General features: G+C 58.0%; 19 protein-coding genes. 5 read left to right on the top strand and 14 right to left on the bottom strand.

Translation table 11 applies throughout. The annotated features are described in order from the left end of the window. Window position 1: 1 nt before the first annotated feature. Window positions 2-295, bottom strand: a complete 294-nt coding sequence (locus QP868_RS10250; protein WP_284926461.1) for a LysM peptidoglycan-binding domain-containing protein — start codon at window positions 293-295, stop codon at window positions 2-4. Window positions 296-593: 298 nt separating this feature from the next. On the opposite strand from QP868_RS10250, the gene lexA reads away from it, so the two are divergent. Continuing rightward, window positions 594-1268 carry a transcriptional repressor LexA gene (lexA, locus tag QP868_RS10245; RefSeq protein WP_156798169.1) on the top strand — a complete coding sequence of 225 codons (675 nt, stop codon included), beginning with the start codon at window positions 594-596 and terminating at the stop codon, window positions 1266-1268. On the opposite strand, the gene QP868_RS10240 is transcribed toward lexA, so the two are convergent. Then, window positions 1252-3321 carry an ATP-dependent DNA helicase gene (locus QP868_RS10240; protein WP_284926459.1) on the bottom strand — a complete coding sequence of 690 codons (2070 nt, stop codon included), beginning with the start codon at window positions 3319-3321 and terminating at the stop codon, window positions 1252-1254. The two genes, lexA and QP868_RS10240, sit on opposite strands and share 17 nt — an antisense overlap. Before the next feature lie 5 nt (window positions 3322-3326). Beyond that, window positions 3327-4802: a GTPase HflX gene (hflX, locus tag QP868_RS10235; RefSeq protein WP_284926458.1), complete on the bottom strand. Its 1476-nt coding sequence runs from the start codon at window positions 4800-4802 to the stop codon at window positions 3327-3329. 63 nt (window positions 4803-4865) lie between these two features. On the opposite strand from hflX, the gene QP868_RS10230 reads away from it, so the two are divergent. Continuing rightward, the gene (locus tag QP868_RS10230; RefSeq protein WP_284926457.1) at window positions 4866-5495 is read left to right on the top strand and encodes a class I SAM-dependent methyltransferase; all 630 of its coding nucleotides are present in this window, start codon (window positions 4866-4868) and stop codon (window positions 5493-5495) included. Here QP868_RS10230 and dapF read toward each other — a convergent pair. The 10 genes from dapF to QP868_RS10180 form a co-directional block, all read right to left on the bottom strand. Beyond that, window positions 5467-6369, bottom strand: coding sequence for a diaminopimelate epimerase (gene dapF, locus QP868_RS10225; protein ID WP_284926456.1), 903 nt, complete (start codon window positions 6367-6369; stop codon window positions 5467-5469). The genes QP868_RS10230 and dapF overlap by 29 nt on opposite strands. Next, window positions 6366-7268, bottom strand: a complete 903-nt coding sequence (miaA, locus tag QP868_RS10220) for a tRNA (adenosine(37)-N6)-dimethylallyltransferase MiaA (protein WP_284926455.1) — start codon at window positions 7266-7268, stop codon at window positions 6366-6368. The genes dapF and miaA overlap by 4 nt, the downstream gene beginning before the upstream one ends. A 2-nt stretch (window positions 7269-7270) precedes the next feature. Continuing rightward, on the bottom strand, window positions 7271-8737 hold the full coding sequence (gene miaB, locus QP868_RS10215; RefSeq protein ID WP_284926453.1) for a tRNA (N6-isopentenyl adenosine(37)-C2)-methylthiotransferase MiaB: 1467 nt from the start codon (window positions 8735-8737) through the stop codon (window positions 7271-7273). Window positions 8738-8776: 39 nt separating this feature from the next. After that, the gene (locus QP868_RS10210) at window positions 8777-9328 is read right to left on the bottom strand and encodes a regulatory protein RecX (protein ID WP_284926451.1); all 552 of its coding nucleotides are present in this window, start codon (window positions 9326-9328) and stop codon (window positions 8777-8779) included. Between the two features lie 6 nt (window positions 9329-9334). After that, window positions 9335-10387, bottom strand: coding sequence for a recombinase RecA (gene recA / locus QP868_RS10205; protein ID WP_005883634.1), 1053 nt, complete (start codon window positions 10385-10387; stop codon window positions 9335-9337). Between the two features lie 188 nt (window positions 10388-10575). Continuing rightward, a complete protein-coding gene (locus QP868_RS10200; RefSeq protein WP_005883632.1) occupies window positions 10576-10806 on the bottom strand; it encodes a DUF3046 domain-containing protein in 231 nt (76 codons plus the stop codon). A 71-nt stretch (window positions 10807-10877) separates the two neighbouring features. After that, window positions 10878-11204, bottom strand: a complete 327-nt coding sequence (locus QP868_RS10195; RefSeq protein ID WP_005883630.1) for a helix-turn-helix domain-containing protein — start codon at window positions 11202-11204, stop codon at window positions 10878-10880. Window positions 11205-11304: 100 nt separating this feature from the next. Then, window positions 11305-11820, bottom strand: coding sequence for a CinA family protein (locus QP868_RS10190; protein WP_284926450.1), 516 nt, complete (start codon window positions 11818-11820; stop codon window positions 11305-11307). Continuing rightward, window positions 11810-12529, bottom strand: coding sequence for a CDP-diacylglycerol--glycerol-3-phosphate 3-phosphatidyltransferase (gene pgsA, locus QP868_RS10185; protein WP_284926449.1), 720 nt, complete (start codon window positions 12527-12529; stop codon window positions 11810-11812). Before pgsA ends, QP868_RS10190 begins: the two co-directional genes overlap by 11 nt. A 24-nt stretch (window positions 12530-12553) precedes the next feature. Then, window positions 12554-15439, bottom strand: a complete 2886-nt coding sequence (locus QP868_RS10180; RefSeq protein ID WP_473964646.1) for an FtsK/SpoIIIE family DNA translocase — start codon at window positions 15437-15439, stop codon at window positions 12554-12556. A gap of 276 nt (window positions 15440-15715) precedes the next feature. On the opposite strand from QP868_RS10180, the gene QP868_RS10175 reads away from it, so the two are divergent. From QP868_RS10175 to QP868_RS10165, 3 genes are all read left to right on the top strand, one after another. Then, on the top strand, window positions 15716-16984 hold the full coding sequence (locus tag QP868_RS10175) for a hypothetical protein (protein ID WP_284926448.1): 1269 nt from the start codon (window positions 15716-15718) through the stop codon (window positions 16982-16984). Between the two features lie 159 nt (window positions 16985-17143). After that, the gene (locus tag QP868_RS10170; RefSeq protein ID WP_284926447.1) at window positions 17144-19096 is read left to right on the top strand and encodes a heavy metal translocating P-type ATPase; all 1953 of its coding nucleotides are present in this window, start codon (window positions 17144-17146) and stop codon (window positions 19094-19096) included. A 25-nt stretch (window positions 19097-19121) separates the two neighbouring features. Next, on the top strand, window positions 19122-19337 hold the full coding sequence (locus tag QP868_RS10165; protein ID WP_005883615.1) for a heavy-metal-associated domain-containing protein: 216 nt from the start codon (window positions 19122-19124) through the stop codon (window positions 19335-19337). 15 nt (window positions 19338-19352) lie between these two features. On the opposite strand, the gene QP868_RS10160 is transcribed toward QP868_RS10165, so the two are convergent. After that, complete coding sequence (locus tag QP868_RS10160) at window positions 19353-20015, bottom strand: Crp/Fnr family transcriptional regulator (protein WP_284926446.1); 663 nt, start codon at window positions 20013-20015, stop codon at window positions 19353-19355. Between the last annotated feature and the right edge of the window lie 18 nt (window positions 20016-20033).

Raw genomic sequence — 20033 nt, 5'->3', positions numbered from 1 at the left:
TTTAACGTGATGGAACTTCGAGCTTTTGGCCGGGTCGAACTAGCGAACCTTCGAGTCCGTTAATCGCTTGAATCTGCTTGACCACTTTGTCGGTACGTTCACCACCACCGTGTTCCCGAGCAATCGTCCACAGCGACTGGTCCTCTTTCACCGTCACGGTCACCGTGGGTGCCGCGTTTTCATTTTCAGAAGCCTGCGCCGGCAACACTGCCAAGGTGATTGCGAAAGCTGCAACAACTAAAGCAGCCACAACCACGAGCCGGCGCAATGCGTATGTGCGAGCTACTCGCATCATGTCAATCCTCCATTCGAACTGGCGTTCTATCGAATCTATGTTCTATTGAACATGACATTCGAACAGATGTCTACTATTTCTCGAACAAATGTGTGAAAATAGATTCGAACGCGATCTCATTTACTTGCATGTCTGACTCTCGCAGGAGGGTCTGACACAGTTTTTAGATCAGACGTTTGACCAGGTCAGAAGGCCAAACAGTCACACATTGGGAGGAAAAGTGGCAGAGAAGGCAAAGCGAGGCCGGGGACGCCCTCGCAACGAAAGCGTCATTGCAGACATCCAAGAACAAGAATCGATGCACTCGCGTTCACTACCAGAAGACTCGGTTTCACGAACCGACAGGCGACTCACACCACGTCAACGCCAAGTCCTCGAATGCATTGAACACGCTGTTTACACAAACGGCTACCCTCCGAGCATGCGTGAAATCGGCCAGGCAGCCGGGCTCGCATCACTGTCGTCCGTGGCACACCAGCTGAACCAGCTCGAACGCCTGGGATACGTTCGCCGTGACCCTAAACGACCTCGGGCACTTGAAGTCGTTAACCCTAACGAAATCGAGTACAACGACAAGATGACCCCAGAAACCTCCGCAAACACTGCGTTGGTTCCGGTCGTTGGGCGTATTGCCGCCGGTGGCCCCATCACCGCCGAACAACATGTCGAAGACGTCTTCGCACTCCCCCGCCAGGTTGTGGGTTCAGGCGAAATGTTCCTTGTACAGGTTGTGGGCGACTCCATGATCGACGCCGCCATTTGTGACGGCGACTGGGTAGTGGTGCGCAAGCAGTCCACGGCCAACAACGGCGAAATCGTGGCTGCTCTTCTCGACAATGAAGCCACTGTGAAAACGCTCAAGCGTGAAGGTGGCAAGCAGTGGCTACTGCCACAAAACAAGGATTACGAACCCATCGACGGCGATCACGCGCTCATCATGGGTCTCGTGACTGCCGTTATTCGTCGCGTGTAGAGTCCTCACTGATCTTCCCAGCCGCGGCGTCGGCGCCCTGAGCGCCTGCTTCCCTCGTCGCGGTTTCTGCAGTGCCAGTTGCCACAACGCCCGTTGCCAAACGCTCCAGCGCCTGTTTCACCACACCAGAATGAGTGGTCCGCCACAGTGGCGGAAGCGAATCGAGTAAGAACTTGGAATAGCCGGCAGTACGCGCACGTGAATCGAGCAACGCAACAACGCCACGGTCCTGTGACGTGCGAATCAGCCTCCCAGCCCCCTGAGCCAAACGCAACGCAGCATGCGTTGCCGACACGGCCATGAACCCATTCGCACCTCGGGCCGCGGCTGCCTGCGTGCGTGCCTGCGATAAGGGATCGTCAGGGCGTGGAAATGGTATCCGGTCAATCAGCACCAACCTGTTTGTTAGCCCCGGAACGTCCACACCCTGCCACAGCGACATGGTGCCAAAAAGAACAGCCGAATCACCGGCCGCGAAGTCCCTCACCAGCACCGAAAGCGTGTCTTCACCCTGCAAGTACACCTGGTAGCGCGTGCGCTCCCGCACGTACTGTGCCGCCTCTTCAGCGGCACGGCGCGATGAAAACAGTCCCAGGGCACCACCTCGGGACGCTTCAATCAGCTCCACGATTTCGTCCAATACCTGAACGTTGACCCCAGACCTGCCAGGTTTGGGCAAATGCCCGGCCACGTACAGGATCCCCTGTTTCTGGTAGTCAAACGGGCTACCCACGTCGATCGCGTCATACCGCGGGGCTTCTTCACCCGCCAAACCCAGAGCAGCCGCAACCGGCTCAAACTTTCCACCCAACGCCAGCGTCGCCGAGGTCGCCACCACGGTGGACTCCGCGAAAAGCCCGTTCCGCAACGTCCCTGCGACGCTCAACGGCGCCACCATGAGCGATATTGTGGTGGTTTCTTTAAACGTGTTCGTCGAAATCCACGCAACATCGTTGCTGTTTCGATCCAGTAGCCGCTCAACCAGCTCAAACGCTTCGTCAAGGCGTGCGCGTGCCATGTGCCGACCGGCATCGGGCTCAGACTCCTTGGACGCTGGCCCAACCTGCGAACTCAAATCCCGCAGCGCGTCATGAACCGCTGACAGGGCATCATTCAGGTCATCCGGCCACACGCGCAACAGGCCAGGATCGTGTTCTTCCAAGGCCGCAGCAAACTGGTCGCTGGCCTTGGTGAGTGCCTGAATGGTGTCCGCCGTTGCGGCCGTGTGCTTCTTAACTGTCGACGCAACGGCACTCAGCAGAGCGTGCGTAACGGCCCCGGTGAGAGCACCTGTCACCCGGTCGCGCAGTTCGTGCGCCTCATCAATGACCACCGCCGAATGCTCCGGCAACACCGTCTGTTCCCCTTGTGCCTCAATAGCCAAGAGCGCGTGGTTGGTAACCACGATGTCAGCATCCGCCGCCGTGTTCTTGGCACGTTCGGCAAAGCACTCCTCAAACATGGGACATGTGGAACCCAAACAGTCGAACGAGTTCACGGAAACCAGCGACCACGTTCGGTCAGAAACACCAGGAACCAAGTCGTCCCGGTCCCCCGTCGCGGTCACGTCGGCCCACTCCCTGATCCGCGCGATCTCGGCTTCGGTCGCGGTCATTGAGCCACCTCGGCGTCCTTCAATGTCAGCGCCAACGTCAAACAGGGCGGACTCTTCATCGCCGGGGTACCCGCCTCCCAGCTTGTGGAGGCACACGTAGTTGCGGCGTCCTTTGAGAACCGCCGAGGTGGGTTTCCGCCCAGTGACGGACCCGACAGTTTTCGCAAGCCGGGGTAGGTCTCGTTGGATGATCTGCGATTGCAGGGCAAGTGTTGCGGTAGAAATGATGACCCGGTCGCCGGTTCGCAGTGCGTATTCGACACTGGGCACCAGGTAGCCAAGGGACTTACCCGTTCCGGTGCCTGCTTGCACCAGCAGGTGTGTTTGGTTGTCCAGGGCGCTCGACACCGCTTGGGCCATGGTGGATTGGCCTTCTCGGTGGGTTCCGCCTAACGCGTCAACGGCTGCTTCGAGGAGTTGTTCTACGTCTGTGCTCATGTGGTTCACCCAAAGGTCTGCGGGTCGACCATGTCTGGCTTGCGAAACTGTTCGAGTTCGTGCAGGAGGTCAGGGTCAACCATGGCCACAAGCAGCGTGCCTTGAGCCGTGTACTTTTCTGACTCAACTGTGCCTTCGTCGTGGGCGCGCGCGATGAGATCACCTCGGTCGAACGGGACGAGCGCGGTGATGTGGTGGGAGGGGCGCGGCAACAGGTCATCGATGCGTTCGCGAAGTTCGTCGATGCCCTGCCCCGTGTGCGCAGATACGACAACAGCGTTCGGGTAGGTGTTGAGCACGCGCGCCAAAGTGTCTGGGTCTGCGATATCGGCTTTGTTGAAAACGATGAGTTCAGGGATGTCGATCGTTTGAGCCTCGTCGAGGACGTCGTGAACCGCCTTGATCTGTGCGAGTGGGTCCGTGTGTGAGGCGTCGACAATGTGCAACAGCAGGTCGGCGTCGGCGGCTTCTTCCAGCGTGGACCGGAATGCCTCAACGAGCTGGTGGGGCAGGTTGCGCACGAATCCCACAGTGTCGGTGTAGGTAAACACCCGCCCATCTGCCGTGTGTGCTTGACGGACTGTGGGATCAAGGGTGGCGAACAGTTCGTTTTTCACCATGACCCCGGCGTCAGTGAGCCGGTTGAGTAGCGAGGACTTGCCAGCGTTGGTGTAGCCCACAATAGCGACACTGGGCACCTTGTTTCGCGTGCGGTTGGACCGTTTTGTCTCGCGGGCTGGCGCCATCGCCTTGATCTCCCTGCGCAGTTTAGCCATGCGGGTGCGAATACGCCGACGGTCCAGCTCAATTTTTGTTTCACCGGGCCCACGCGATCCGATTCCAGCACCTCCGGCCACACGTCCACCAGCCTGCCGGGACATGGATTCACCCCAACCACGCAAACGTGGAAGCAGGTATTCCAGCTGCGCGAGCTCCACTTGGGCTTTACCTTCACGGCTTTTGGCGTGTTGGGCAAAAATGTCCAAGATCAGGGCGACTCGGTCAATGACTTTGACCTTAACCACGTCTTCGAGCGCACGGCGTTGGCTAGGCGCGAGTTCGGTGTCGGTGATGACGGTGTCGGCGCCCACGCTGGCAACGATCTCGGCCAGTTCTTGTGCTTTTCCACGCCCTAAGTACGTGGATGGGTCTGGGGTGTCGCGTCGTTGCAGGACCCCGTCGAGTACGCGTGAACCGGCGGTTTCGGCGAGCGCTGCGAGTTCGCGAAGTGACGTTTCGGCTTCTTCGCTGGAACCTGAATAGACTCCTGCGAGCACCACGTTTTCGAGTCGAATCTGGCGGTATTCGACTTCCGTGATGTCTTCAAGTTCGGTCGATAGCCCGCTGACACGCCGTAGTGCTTCACGTTCTATCAGGTCAAGCTGACTGTAGTCGTCGCTTGCGAGGTGGTCTTCCGTCAGTGAGTCGGAGGCTCGGGACAGCACCCTGTCGATCATTTCGCGGTGCTTATCTGATTGCATTGAGCTCTTTCTGTAGATAGTTAGGAACATTATTGTTTCACACTGGTGCTTTAGCATGATGGGGTGAACGATCACTACTTCTCATCTCAACCGCACACTGCGTCGAAGCCTCGCACTATTACGGTGCATCTTGCCGGTCGTGATGTTGATGTCACCACTGACGCGGGTGTGTTTTCTCCGTCGCGTCTGGATCCTGGCACCACAGTGCTGTTGAAGAACCTGCCTGCTCCCCCGGCTGGAGACATCTTGGATTTGGGGTGCGGTTGGGGCCCCATCAGCCTGCAAGCTGGCCTCGAAGCGCGTGATGACGACACCGAGGTGCGTGTGTGGGCTTTGGACGTCAACGAGCGTTCCTTGTCTCTGACCCGCGAGAACGCCAAGGTTGCTGGTCTGACGTCTGTCACTCCCGTGCTTGCCCAGGACATTCCGGACAGTGTCCAGTTTTCAGCGATCTGGTCGAACCCGCCCATTCGCGTGGGCAAAGACGTGTTGCACGAGCTTCTTTTGACGTGGCTTCCGCGTCTGGTTCCCGGCGGTGAGGCGTGGCTCGTCGTGTCGAAGAACTTGGGCGCTGATTCGCTTGCCACATGGATGAGTGAGAACCTGCCTGGGGCTTGGGATGTGCGCAGGGAGGCTTCTGCCAAGGGCTTCCGCGTGTTGGTGGTTAGGAAGTTGGAAGTTCCCGAGGTGTGACTTCGTACGTGATAACCGCCGGACCTGACAGCGCCACAGTTTCGCCTGTGATCTCGATACGGACTGCCCCACCGGGTTGGTGTACCGTCCATGTGGTTGGGGCTTGGGGGCCGCGTCCGGCCCACACGTAGGCAGCCAGTGCCGAGGCACAAGCTCCCGTTCCGCACGCGTAGGTTTCCCCGACTCCGCGTTCATGTACACGCATTCGCAGTGTCCCGGTGGTGGGGTCTTTGTCGGGTTCGATCACGATGTACTCAACGTTTGTTCCCGCTGGTGGAGTGGGTTCGACGTGCGGGGGTTCGTGTAGTTTGGCGGCTTGGAGTTCTTCTGCGTGGGCCAGCGCTACCACGGTGTGCGGATTTCCCATGTCCACGGTCAATCCCGGACGCGCTACGCGAACACCTGTGGTTTCGACTGTGGCGTCAAAGGCTTCGCCCCCACCTGGCAGTTGCCACTTCCCCATGTCGACTTTGTACCAGGGCGTATCCCCGCCCAGCGGGTCAGGAATCACGGTGACGTGTTTGACGCCTGCCCGGGTTCCAACCGCAAACGACTGGTCTTGCACGAGGCCATATGTCCGCAGGTAGTGGGCAAAAACGCGTACTCCGTTGCCGCACATTTCGGCGATTGATCCGTCGGCATTGCGGTAGTCCATGAACCATTCGGCGCCGGCACCGCGCGCTACGTCCCCGGCTTCTTCGCCCAGTGCCTCACTTCGGATCACACCAATGACCCCGTCTCCTCCGATTCCGGTGCGGCGGTCTGCGAGTTCGCGCACCCTAGCTGGATCGAGCTCGTGTTCACCGTTGGGGTCGTGCAGGAGAACAAAGTCGTTGGCCGTTCCGTGGCCTTTGACGAGTTGTCCGTCAATCATGCTGTCTCCTTGATGTAGTTAAGGGCGTTCTCCGAGGTGTCCGGGTCAGCAGCGTCGAACCAGTGAATGCGTGGATCGCGCCGGAACCAGGTTTCTTGGCGTTTTGCGAACTGGCGAGTTCGCGTGACGGTTGAGTCGATAGCCAGGTCGGCGGTCATGTTACCGTCGAGGTAGTCAATGATCTGCGCATAACCAATCGCGTGCCGTGCGGTTTTCCCATCCCGCAGCCCTTGGTCGAGCAGGGTGCGCACTTCGTCGACCCACCCGGCGTCCCACATGAGGTGGACACGGTCGGCAATGCGCTGGTGCAGGGTTTCGCGATCTTGCGCCAACCCTACCTGGATAGTGGGCGTGTAGTACGTGTATTCGGGCAGTTCAGAGCTGAAGGTATCTCCCGTCAGCGCAATCACTTCGAGTGCCCGCACAATCCGCCGCGCGTCGGTGGGTTTGATGGTGCTAGCGGCTTTGGGGTCGAGTTCTTCGAGCATCGCATGCATGTCGTGAAGCGCCCCAGCCTCGGCGATACCTTCCAGCCTGGCCCGCATCGCAGGATCGGTACCAGGGAAATTCATGACGTCGGTAGCAGCGCGCACGTAAAGTCCCGATCCACCCACAATGATGGGGGTACGCCCCCGCTCGTGGATCTCGTGGATCAAGGCACGCGCTCTGCTCTGGTACTCGCTGACCGAGGCGTCCTGCGTGACGTCCAGAATGTCGAGCAGGTGGTGTGGAACTTCCGCGCGTTGTTCGGATGAAACTTTTGCCGTGCCGATGTCCATGCCACGGTAAAACTGCATGGAATCGGCGTTGATGATTTCGCCATCGAGGTGGTGAGCCAGGGTGATCGCCAGGTCTGATTTGCCTGTTGCGGTGGCCCCCACAACGTTGATGACGGTCACGGCTAGTTTGCTCCTACTCGGATGGTTGGCAGCCCCAGGTTTGTGGGTCCCGAGGTGGCAGCCCCTCCCGTTGCCCCGCAGCTTTCTGCTTGGGATAGGTCCCACGCGTCGCCGGCCGGTGTGCGCCGCACGGTGTAGTCCGAGTCGCTGATGAGGAAGTACGGTTTCGCCTCGGTTACTGTGGCGGTGACGATGTCACCGGGGCGAGCATCTAGTCCTTCTTGAGCTCGTACGTGCACAAGTCGGTTGTCCCGTGCTCGGCCAGACATGCGTCCGTGTTGAGCGTCGGGCCCCGTGTTGATCAGCACTTCGACTTGATTGCCTACGCACGCTTTGTTTTCTTCCCATGCGATTTCGTCTTGCAGTGCGACCAAACGTTCGAACCGTTCTTGCACCACGTCTTTTGGAATCTGATTTTCCATGGTGGCAGCCGGGGTTCCTGGACGGATGGAGTACTGGAACGTGTATGCCTGGGTGAAGCGGGCTTCACGTACTACGTCCATGGTCTGTTGGAAGTCTTCTTCGGTTTCTCCGGGGAATCCAACAATGATGTCGGTGGTGATTGACGCGTGTGGAATGCGTTCGCGCACTTTGTCCAGAATGCCCATGAAGCGCTTGGTGCGATAGGACCTGCGCATAGCTTTAAGCACGGTGTCAGACCCTGACTGCAACGGCATGTGTAGTTGCGGCATGACCGTAGGTGTTTCGGCCATCGCGTCAATAACGTCGTCGGAGAAGGCAGCTGGGTGCGGGCTAGTGAAGCGCACACGTTCAATTCCCGGGACTTTACCCACTGCACGAAGCAGTTTGCCGAATGCTTGACGGTCACGGAATTCAGTTCCGTATGAGTTCACGTTCTGCCCGAGTAGGGTCACTTCGATAACGCCTTGGGCAGCGAGGGCTTCGACTTCAGCAAGAATGTCACCGGGGCGGCGGTCTTTTTCTTTTCCGCGCAGGTGCGGCACGATGCAGAACGTACACGTGTTGTTACACCCGACGGAGATGGAGACCCACCCGGAGTGGGTTGATTCGCGCCTGGTAGGAAGTGTTGATGGGAAAACTTCAAGGCTTTCCTTGATCTCAACTTGGGCTTCTTTGTTGTGGCGTGCGCGTTCCAAGAGCACGGGAAGTGACCCCATGTTGTGGGTTCCGAACACCACGTCCACCCATGGCGCCCGTTCCACAATGGTGTCGCGGTCTTTTTGCGCCATGCATCCACCCACTGCGATCTGCAGTTCTGGGTGTGTTTCCTTCACTTCCGCGAGCCGGCCCAGGTTCCCGTACAAGCGGTTGTCGGCGTTCTCTCGCACTGCGCAGGTGTTAAACACCACGACATCGGCTTGTTCGTTGGGCTCGGCTGGTGTGTATCCAGCGTCGTCGAGGAGACCTGAGAGCCGTTCAGAGTCGTGAACATTCATCTGGCACCCATATGTTTTCACTTCATAGGTGCGGTTTAGTACGTCAGTCATCAGACCTACATTCTACAGGGCTGCCCACGGCGCAATCGTTCAGGTTTCATCGAGTGCGCGCAACGTCACATCCATGCTGATGCTTTGCGGAAACCCGCGCCTGGCAAGCATCGCAAGAATACGTCGCATCCGCTTCTCACGTGGCAAGCCAACGGTCGAACGCGCCTTCTTGAGCGCTACCCCGAAAGCCACCTCGTGCTCGTCTTCTACCTGGTCAAGGGCAAAACGAATGTGATTGTCCGCTACCCCACGTTTGACCAGTTCACGCCGCAAAGCTGACGTGGACAGGTTCCGCTTTTCACGGTGCACCCGCACATAGTTCTGCGCGTACTCCTGGTCATTGAGTAGCCCAGCTCGTTGCAGTTTGGTCAGCACGCGCTCAACAGCGTCCTCAGGGTGCTCCCGCGCAAGGAGTTTCTTGCGCAACTCGTCAACCGAGTAGTCACGCACGCTCAGAATGTTCAAAGCACGTTTCTTGGTTTGTTTGTATTCCGGGTCGTGCGCCAGAGGGTCAGGTTCCGGCTGAGCACCCTGTGCCTCGATCTGGTCGATCGACTGTTGTAGCGATTCAATGAGGTGTGCGCTACTCACGGTTTATCACTCCTGAGGCTTCTGTTCCTCGGCTTCGTCTTCGATAATGCCAAGCTTCATAAGGATCTTGGTCTCAATTTCATCGGCAAGTTCTGGGTTGTCGCGCAAGAAGTTTCGCACGTTTTCTTTTCCTTGCCCCAACTGGTCGCCGTCATAGGTAAACCAGGAACCAGACTTACGCACGATTCCGTTTTCTACACCCATGTCGATGATGGAACCTTCACGCGAGATCCCCTGACCGTAGATAATGTCGAATTCGGCTTGCTTGAACGGTGGCGCAACCTTGTTCTTCACCACTTTGACGCGGGTCTTGTTGCCCACAGCGTCAGTGCCTTCTTTCAAGGTCTCAATACGGCGCACGTCAAGGCGAACCGAAGCGTAGAACTTGAGCGCCTTACCGCCCGAGGTGGTTTCCGGCGAACCGAAGAAAACCCCCACCTTTTCGCGTAGCTGGTTAATGAAGATCGCCGTGGTCTTGGAGTGTGCGAGAGCACCCGTGATCTTGCGCAGGGCTTGCGACATGAGGCGCGCTTGGAGACCCACGTGTGAGTCACCCATTTCTCCTTCGATTTCTGCCTTTGGAACAAGTGCAGCGACCGAGTCGATCACAATGATGTCCAACGCACCAGAACGAATGAGCATGTCGGCAATTTCGAGTGCTTGTTCACCGGTATCTGGCTGTGAAACCAGCAGCTGATCGGTGTCGACTCCCAGCTTGGCTGCGTATTCGGGGTCAAGAGCGTGCTCAGCGTCGATGAACGCGGCAAGACCGCCGGCTTTCTGCGCGTTTGCAACGGCGTGGAGCGCAACAGTCGTCTTACCCGATGACTCCGGACCGTACACCTCAATCACACGACCACGTGGCAGACCCCCTATACCCAGTGCCACGTCGAGTGCGAGCGAACCGGTTGGGATTGCTTCAATGGGCTGACGCTCTTGCGAACCCAAGCGCATGATGGAGCCTTTTCCGTACTGGCGTTCCACCTGGCTGAGTGCAGTTTCGAGTGCCTTCTGCTTGTTGTCGGCACTGACGTTCGTGTTGTTTGACTTAGTCGCCATAGTTCCTCCTCGTGATGGTCTAGTTGCACTCTATGAGGAGGCACTGACACAGAAATTCCTCACAAAGAAAAATGTGGAAAACCCTTCCGTTCACCACACTGAATGTCACAGGACCATCCTACGCCACAATTGAACATATGTTCGAACATTGCGCGCGCAACCGCCCGCGTGTCGCGAATTAAAAGGAGTTAAAAGGGATTTGAGTGTGGCTTCTTATCTGTCCCCAGACGGCGACTTTCCGGCACACCCGCGGCATCACACACGGCGAGCCACACAACTTTAGGGTCCTCCCCCTGCTCAAGTGCTTCCTGAGCAGTGAGGGACCCTAGTGAACTCAAGGCGAGGTCGGTGTGCAACGAAGCTGCGCGAATCGAGCCGAATTCGTCGTTCATCAGCTCCCAATAGACACTGTGGCGCACACAAGACCTTCCTGTTACCAGCGGCGGGGCACACACGCGCCCCAAACCGCTCTTATCGCTACCGCGAGAACTTATCGTTGCTGTGCGAAAGCTCGCTTCGCTACCTCTGGGGGCACGTCAATCTCTTCAAAGTTGTCCGGCACTGTATCTGGGACCAGAACTCCTTCAGACAACGCGATCTTGTCAGCGACTTCGCGCAACAGAACCGACACAGGCATGTCAAGGGCCTCACAGATGGACGCGAGCAGTTCAGACGATGCTTCTTTTTGCCCGCGTTCAATTTCACTCAAGTACCCCAACGACACACGTGCATCAGTCGAGACATCGCGAAGAGTTCGACTCTGACGACGTCGCGCTACGCGCAGGGTGTCGCCGATTTCGGTACGGAGCAGGGTCAAAATAGCCTCCTCAGGCGACGTGGTACGTGTAGAGGTGTAACCGTACCGGTACGTGGTTTATTCCAACAACCCTACAGTGCGTTCGGTTTCGCACTAAACCTCAGAGGTCGTCTTCCACGGGATTTAAAGAAACTCCGCAGGAAGTGATACGCAACAACGCTTCACAACACACGTCAACAGTCTGCTGTCGAATCGCCGCTCGATCCCCTTCGAACGCATGCTCGCACACGCTTTCGTCATCCTCAGTCACCACGGCGATGAACACGGTACCAACCGGTTTGCCATCTTGTGCGTCAGGTCCGGCGACACCCGTGCAGGCCACCGCAACATCCGCCTCGCACGCCCGCCGAGCACCCCGCGCCATCTGCAGGGCCACCTCGGCGTCCACAGCCCCGACCGCCTCCAAAAGCCCAGCATCAACGCCAGCCAGCCCAGACTTCACGTCAGTCGCGTACGTCACCAGACCGCCACGCAGAACTTTCGATGCGCCCGGCACGGTCGCCAGCGTCCCCGCGACCAGCCCGGCCGTCAGGGATTCGCACGTGGCAACCGTGAGCCCGCGCTGCGTGTACGTGTGAACGACGCGCGTGGCCAGGTACCCGGTGTCAGCGGCCATTCGGCGCCTTGCCCGAGGTGGTGGTTGCCTTTGCGTCCTCCTTGCTTTGGCCCGCTTCCTTCTTGATCTTCTGGGCCTGCAGAACGTAGTCGACACCGGTGAGCACGGTGACTACAACGGTGAGCGTGAGCGCGAATCCGGCAATGATCGCGTAGACGAACATGAAACCGGCAGGGGTCACCACGGCCAGCGGCAAGGCAGCGATATACAGAGCTACGGTCACCGTCTGGAGTACGGTCTTGATCTTCCCGCCACGCGAAGCCGGCATGACTTCGTACTTGAGCATGAACATGCGCATCACTGTGATGCCAATTTCACGCACCAGAATCACCACGGGAACCCACCACGGCAAAGCGCCCACGATCGCCAGCCCAATGAACGCGGCGGCCATGAGGGCTTTGTCGGCGATAGGGTCGGCGAGTTTTCCAAAGTCAGAGACGATGTCGTACTTACGCGCGATGTCGCCGTCTAGTTTGTCGGTGAACATGGCCAGCAGGAAAACCGCCAGCGCCCACCACCGCAGCGTGGGGTCTTGTCCGCCGTGCATAAGTAGCAAAACAGCGAACACCGGCACCATGACGATGCGCAGGACTGTCAACGCGTTGGGCACGTGTTGCATGCGTGTGCGTTTGGCAGCGGCAGGGCTGCTTTCCTTGTGCGTCGCCGAGGTGGTTTCTGGCTGACCCTGTTTGCGGTCTGGGGTACTCATAAAACCAAGCTTATCGACCATCGGTTAACGGCCGGTTAGCCCCCATGCGTCTTCGCTGGAAGCCTCCACGACTTCCAGACCAGTTTCGGGGTCAATGTCGCCGGCTTTTAACTCGCCAGCTCCCCCGTCACCAGCGGGGTTTGCGTCACCAGGGTTAACGACCTCGGCGGCCTGCGCGTACGGCGCATTGCCCTGGTCGTCATCAGCGCCCTCAACACCGCCGGCGTCAGCAGACGAACCTTCAGGCGGGGCGTCACCGCGGATGAACGCCAGCGTGCTTGCAAGGTCGTCAGGTTTCACCAGCACATCACGAGCCTTGGACCCTTCGGATGGCCCCACGATTCCGCGGGATTCCATGAGGTCCATGAGGCGACCCGCCTTTGCGAACCCAACACGCAACTTGCGCTGCAACATGGAGGTCGAACCGAACTGCGTGGTGATGACGAGCTCAGCGGCCTGGAGCAGAACGTCCATGTCGTCGCCGATCTCTTCATCGATCTGCTTCTTAGGAGCAGTAGCCTGGACGTCTTCGCGGTAGTTAGGCGCGAGCTGGGTCTTGACGTGCTTGACCACTTCTTCGATTTCGGATTCGTTGACCCACGAACCCTGCACACGCATGGGCTTGGACTTACCCATGGGCAGGAACAGCGCGTCACCTTGGCCAATGAGCTTCTCGGCACCTGGCATGTCCAAAATCACGCGGGAGTCGGCCAGTGAGGAAGTCGCAAAGGCCAGACGCGAAGGCACGTTGGCCTTGATCAGACCGGTCACGACGTCCACGGATGGGCGCTGGGTCGCAAGCACCAGGTGAATTCCGGCGGCACGGGCAAGCTGCGTAATGCGCTGAATCGAGGCTTCCACGTCGCGTGGTGCGACCATCATGAGGTCAGCCAGCTCGTCCACCACAACCAGCAGGTACGGGTACGGTTGCAGCTTGCGTTCAGAGCCTGGCGGTGGAGTGAGGCGTCCTTCACGCACAGCCTGGTTGAACTCGCGTACGTGCTTGAACCCAAAGTGCGCGAGGTCGTCGTAGCGGGCGTCCATTTCACGCACCACCCATTCGAGGGCTTCAGCAGCCTTCTTCGGGTTGGTGATGATGGGTGTGATCAGGTGCGGAATGCCTTCGTAAATGGTCAATTCCACACGCTTGGGGTCAACCAGGATCATGCGCACTTCATCTGGCGTTGCACGCATCATGATGGACGTGATCATGGAGTTGACGAACGACGACTTACCGGAACCGGTTGCACCGGCCACCAGCAAGTGCGGCATCTTCGCAAGGTCCGCAACAACGAAGCCACCTTCAACGTCCTTACCAACGCCCACAATCATCGGCTTATCGGTTCCACGGGCCGCCTGCGAGCGCAGAACGTCACCCAGCGCCACGGTTTCGCGGTCGGCGTTGGGGATTTCAATACCGATGGCCTTCTTGCCTGGAATGGGCGACAGAATACGTACATCGGCGCTGGCAACCGCGTATGCGATGTTCTTCTCCAGCGCGGTGACCTTTTCGACCTTGGTACCAGGTTCTAGTTCAACTTCATACCTAGTCACGGTAGGGCCACGCGAGAAGCCAGTGACGGCAGCGTTGATCTTGAACTGCTCAAAGACTTCACGCAGAGCTTCGACCACGCGGTCGTTGACTTCCGAGCGTTCCTTTGGCGGTGGCCCGGCCGTGAGCAGGTCCGAGGCGGGCAAGGTGTACGTGACGTCACCTGCGAGTTCCAGCTGTTCAACGCGTTGAGGTAACTCTCCTGTAGCGACAGGTGCCGGAGTGTTGACAGTGGGCACCGTGTTTTCCGGGTCAGGTTTGCGATCAATTGCCCTGGTGGCGGCTTCTTCTTGCGACTTAACGTCTGTGGTTTCGCCGGGCAGTGTGGCGTCGAGACCTTGGTCGCGCTTGAGTTTCGCGGCTTCCCGCTCTGCCTTCGTGGGGCGACGCTGACCGGGCTTGTACTTCGGCTCGTCTACGTCTTGATCCACGTCGTAGATCTCGCTGTTGAGCACGCGGGTAGGTGCGTCTTCAGCGGCAGGCGGGGCGACCTCGGCGTCCTTGCCCGAGGTGTCATCAATGGTCGCCTTGTCATAGGCGCGGGTGGCGTCTTCGCCGTCGGTCTTCTTTGAACGGCGTTTGCGTCCCAGAGGTTTGAGGGTCGAGGTGCGCTGGTTGGTAGCGACGAGGTCGACGTTGGTGTCGTCGTCTTCTTCGGCGCCAGTGGTAGGTTCCGTGGGTCCGCCGGTGAGGCGGTTATAGAGACCTACGAGGCGTTCCGGGACCTTGACAACTGGTGTTGCGGTGATTACCAGCACGCTAAAGAGCGCAACGAGCACCAGGATTGGGACGGCCACGTACACGGTTGCGGCGGTGACGAGCGGGCTGGACACGATGTAGCCCAGCGCTCCCCCACCGTTTGCCATGGCTTCGCGTGAGTTGACGAAGCTAGGGTTGCCGGCGGCGATGTGCGCCAGGCCTGCGGCGGAAACCAAAAGCGCGATGGTTCCAACCAGGATGCGGTTGTTCTGGCGGGTTTCGTTGCCGCGCATAAAGAGGCGCACAGCGTAGAGAACGAATACGACAGGCAGGACCAGGGCCACTCGGCCAAAGGTCCCTTCGAATACTCCGCGCACCGCGTTGCCAAACACGCCTGGGATGTTCCACCACTCGAATGCCGCGACTACAACGGCAAGGCCAATGAGGAAGAAGCCTGTGCCGTCGCGGCGGGTCGGTGTTTCGGGGTCTTCGCTAAACGCTTTGCGCGCGCGGTCTCCGGCCATGCGTGACATGCCCATCCATGCTCCGGTTACGGGGTTGGTTTTCTGCTGTTCACCCGCGGGTTCAGTAGCCTGCGTGGGGGCTCCACGCTTCCGGCGTCCTGTACCAGTAGCGGGGGAAGTCGTACTGGTCGCCATGGTATTTACCTTAATTCTTTGCGTGGCAAAGTCCGGGATTTCGCGTTGCGTGGGCGCGTCTTTTATATGGGTGCGTGCGGCTGGAGCGGGGGCTCGCCGAGGTGGTTTCTTCGGCCCTGCCAGGCCCGAAGTTTAACGTTTCCTGAGTTTTGGTCATATTGTTACTCATTAGTTTACTTGCGCGTAAACCCGTGAGTAACATCATTCGTGTTGCTTAACAGTGACTCAAGAATCACTTAACGAACGATCCATACACCTTACGTAAAGGATTTCTCAATGAGCATTCGTCGCACTGCTTCAGCTGCTCTGGCCGGCACCGCGGTCTTTGCAGCCCTGTTCGGAGCCAGCCCTGCTTTCGCTGGTGGAACCCACGAAGAAACGTACCCGGAAACCCCCGCTCTTAACCCTGACCTGCCAATCGTGCACACCAAGCACGGATCAGACCACATTAAGGCCAACGTTCTTAACCCAAACCCAGTGTGTAACTCCGCAGAGGACTACCGCACGGTTGTGTACAAGGTGAAGGACTCATGGGCTCCGGTTGGAACAATTTCCACCAACAACAAGACCAAGTCATCCATTCCGCTGACCCAGTCAACGAGCCGTTCGCAGACCATTTCGCTGTCCGTTAACGGAAGCAAGTCAGAGTCCACCGACATCAACTTGGGTGGAAGCCAGAGCGCTGACAAGGGCAGCGTAAACGCGGGAATCGCAATGTCGCTTGCTAAGACCATCGGTGGCGAAGCTTCTTACTCCCTGTCGTGGGAAGTTGGACAGCAGATTGGTCCATACGACGTTCCTGCCGGCCACACCGGTGAAGCAACCTACGGTTTCCGCACCATCACCATGACCGGAACCCAGCAGTACTGCAAGCCAAACGGAACCTGGTCCAACCCAACCGTGTGGACTGCCTTTGCACCCATTAAGAACGAAGTTCGCGTGCGCATGTACGACAACCCTTCAGGCGCTGAAGGCGGCAAGGGCACTGGCAAGCCAGTTAACCGTGTCATCGAAACCAAAGAACCTTCAGTTCCAAAGGTCAACACCACCAAGCCTGCTAAGAAGGCTAAGCACGACCTCGAACCACGCCTGACCGTTGCAGCGGGTAAAGCTCCTGGCTATGCCGGACTTGTAGGTCTGCGTGTTAAGAACGTAGGTTCCGACACCTACTACCAGGAGTTCCCACAGACCTCGTTCCTGGTAAAGGTCAAGACTGACAAGGGACCAAAGGGAGTTGACCGCCTCATCACGCCTGGTCACTTCAACGGCGCATACACTCGCGACCTCGGCTTCGACAAGAAGACTTCAACTCGCACTTTCCAGGTAACCCTGTCGAACGCGATTGAACCAGGTGAAGAAACGTTGGTTGCGAACCTGAACTTTGGTGACGGTAAGACCAAGCTGGGTCGCATCTCGAACTACATTGAGGTCAGCCAGGTTGGCCGTCTCAAGGACGACACAACCGGCTACAACGACTACAAGAAGGACTCCCGCAAGGGCGTAACCTTCACCGACGGTGGCAAGAAGAACGCTGGAGTGTTCTAAGCAGCCTTCTCACTACCGTAGGCCTTAGCCTCACGTGCACGCGCGGAGAGACACAGTGTCTCTCCGCGCGTTTTTCGTTCCTCAGCTTCTTGACCTACATCAAGGTGTGGTCGCTTCGTTTCCGATGTACTGGTAACAGAACAAGGAAGAGGAGTGACGATGACTTCAAAAGCTAGAGCGAGGATTTCGCTAATTAGTGGTGCGCTCCTAGTGCTGGCACTTGTGGCATGGGGAATCGCACAATGGGTAGATGATCCCGCCCTATCTGCTGTGAGCGGTTGGGCATTTGCAACGGGAGCCATACCCATCGTTTCGTGGCGAAGCCTACAGATGGTGAGTCTGCTGGGTGCCGCTCTGACGGCCGGTTGGCCCATCGCTAAGACAGCTTTTCAAGCGCTTAGGTATAAAACGTTTTCGATCGACTTGCTTGTGACGATCGCCGTAACCGGCGCCCTAGTAATTGGGGAGTTCGTTGAAGCAGGCGTGGTGGCCTTTCTGTTCGTTTTCGGCTCGTGGATCGAAGCACGGTCGATGGAGCGCACGCGTCGTTCGGTGAGTGACCTTATCGATATGGCCCCACAAGAGGCGGATGTAATTCGTGATGGTGAAACCGTCACCGTGCCCGCGTCCGGCGTGAAGGTGGGAGAGCACGTTGTTGTGCGCACAGGTTCACGCGTGCCGGTCGACGGTACCGTGGTCGACGGGCGTGGGCACATCGACGAATCCACGATTACCGGTGAACCCGTTCCAGCTCTCAAAAACGACAGTGACTCGGTGTTTTCCGGCACGATTGTCGCTGACGGTTATCTGACTATTCGTGCTGAACACGTAGGTTCCGACACCGCGTTTTCTCGCATCATTGAACTGGTTGAGGACGCTCAGGACTCTAAATCGTCCACGCAAAGGTTTTTGGACCGTTTTTCCCGTTGGTACACCCCCACCATCATCGTGTTAGCGGTTGTTGCGTTCTTAGTGACGTTTGATGCGCACTTCGCGCTGACGTTCTTGGTGATTGCATGTCCCGGAGCCCTGGTAATTTCCACGCCCGTGTCAATGGTCGCGGGGATTGGTAACGGCGCTCGGCACGGCGTGTTACTAAAAGGCGGCGATGCAGTTGAAAGACTCGCTGCAGTGGACACGCTGGTGGTCGATAAGACGGGTACGCTCACCCATGGTCGTCCTACCGTGGTCGAGGTTGTAGGCATCGGTTCTGACGCACACGAGGTTTTGCGCCTGGCCGCTGCTGTCGAAACGGCTTCTGAGCACCCGTTGGGTACCGCTGTTGTAGAGGCCGCCGCCGAGGTGTCCCTCTCCCCTGTTTCTGATGTACGGGTTCACGCTGGCTCTGGAATCAGCGGAACTGTTGAGGGCACAGAGGTTGCCGTGGGTTCACGCAGATTGGTTAACGAGTATTGTGTAACGCTTGGCTCATGGGAGAAGAAGGCCCAGGAATTAGAAACGGCAGGCGCTACGGTGTTCTTTGTGATCGTGGCCGGTAAGTTGGCCGGGATGATCGCAGTGGCTGACACGATTCGTCCGGAAGCCAAGGCGCTTTCACAACTGCATGAATGGGGAATCCGTGACATCGTCATGCTCACCGGCGATAACCCCCGCACTGCTACTGCTGTTGCGCGCGAGCTGGGCATTGATCAGGTCAAGGCAGAACTTCTACCGGAGCACAAGGTTGATGCGGTTCAGGAACTCACCGCACAGGGCCGGAAAGTCGCAATGATCGGTGATGGCATTAACGACGCTCCTGCGATCGCGGCAGCACACGTTGGAATTGCAATGGGTACGGGCACCGATGTGTCAATTGACACTGCAGACGTGGTTCTTGCCGGTGGACGTTTTGATCAGCTCGTACACGCGCGACAACTTGTGCAAGCGACCGTGCGCAACGTGCGCCAAAACACGTTTATCGCTCTCGCTACCGTGGTTGCGCTTCTCGTTGGAGTTGTCGCAGGCGCTGTGTTCATGAGTGTGGGCATACTGGTACACGAAGCTTCGGTGTTAGTGGTGGTGCTCAACGCTGTACGACTAGTCCGATTTAAAGCAAAGATCCGCAAACTTGATGCAGATCAAGGCGAGAAATCCACTGTTGAACTTAACTGAAAGTAACAACACTGAAGGAGGAAACATGACTACAACAACATTCCGCACTGAACCGTTTACATGCCCATCGTGCGTCGCCAAGATCGAAACCGCGGTTGGCCGCGTCGACGGAGTTGAGAAGGTAGACGTGAAGTTCAATTCGAGTCGCGTCGTCGTCGACCACGAAGAAGCGCGGGCGTCAGCAGCATCAATCCGCAAAATCATCGACGACTTGGGGTATCCGGTAAAAAGCGTGAGCTAACGCCCAGTCGCCTATTTAGGAGTCCAGCAGCATTAAGCGGCTGGGCTCCTTTACTGTTATGCGCCGCCCGGACTGAGAAATAAGCCCTTTGTCCGCGAACGTACGTAACGTCCGCGACAGCGTTTCAGGCGTCGTACCCAAGAACGATGCCAGGTCCTTTTTCGCCATGGGAAGTTCAAAGGCAGCCCCTTTTGCCGCCTCGGCGAGCCCTGCCAAATACTCCCCTAAACGCGCCGAGACCGACCGCCCGGTGATCTGTGTGAGTTGGTCTTCGGAACGTGCCAAGCGAGTGGACACCTCGGCGATCATTTCCATACTCACCTTGGGGTGGGTCACCAGAATTTCGCGAAGGTCGGTAGCGGATAGTACACACACCTCGGAGTCAGTGAGTGCAACCGACATAACTTGCTCAGGTTGGCCGGTGAGCACGGCTAGCTCTCCCGTGAATTGGCCATGAGAAAGAACACGTAGGAGCTGTTCGGAGCCATTAGCAGTAATCCGCGACTGCCGGATTCGGCCACTGCGGACCACGCGAAGTGCCCCAGGGTCGCCCGGCATGGCAAGCGCTTCACCGGCCTGCAAATGGACGTGCTGGAGTCGCGACGCAATCGATTCCTGACCTTGGTGATCGAGGTTTTGAAAGATCGGAACTGACGCGACGCAGGTAGGGAGAGCCATAGATCCACTCTACGTTGA

Source organism: Brevibacterium sp. UMB1308A, from assembly GCF_030230605.1.
GTDB lineage: Bacteria > Actinomycetota > Actinomycetes > Actinomycetales > Brevibacteriaceae > Brevibacterium.
This window is presented reverse-complemented; position numbering and strand designations above follow the sequence as displayed.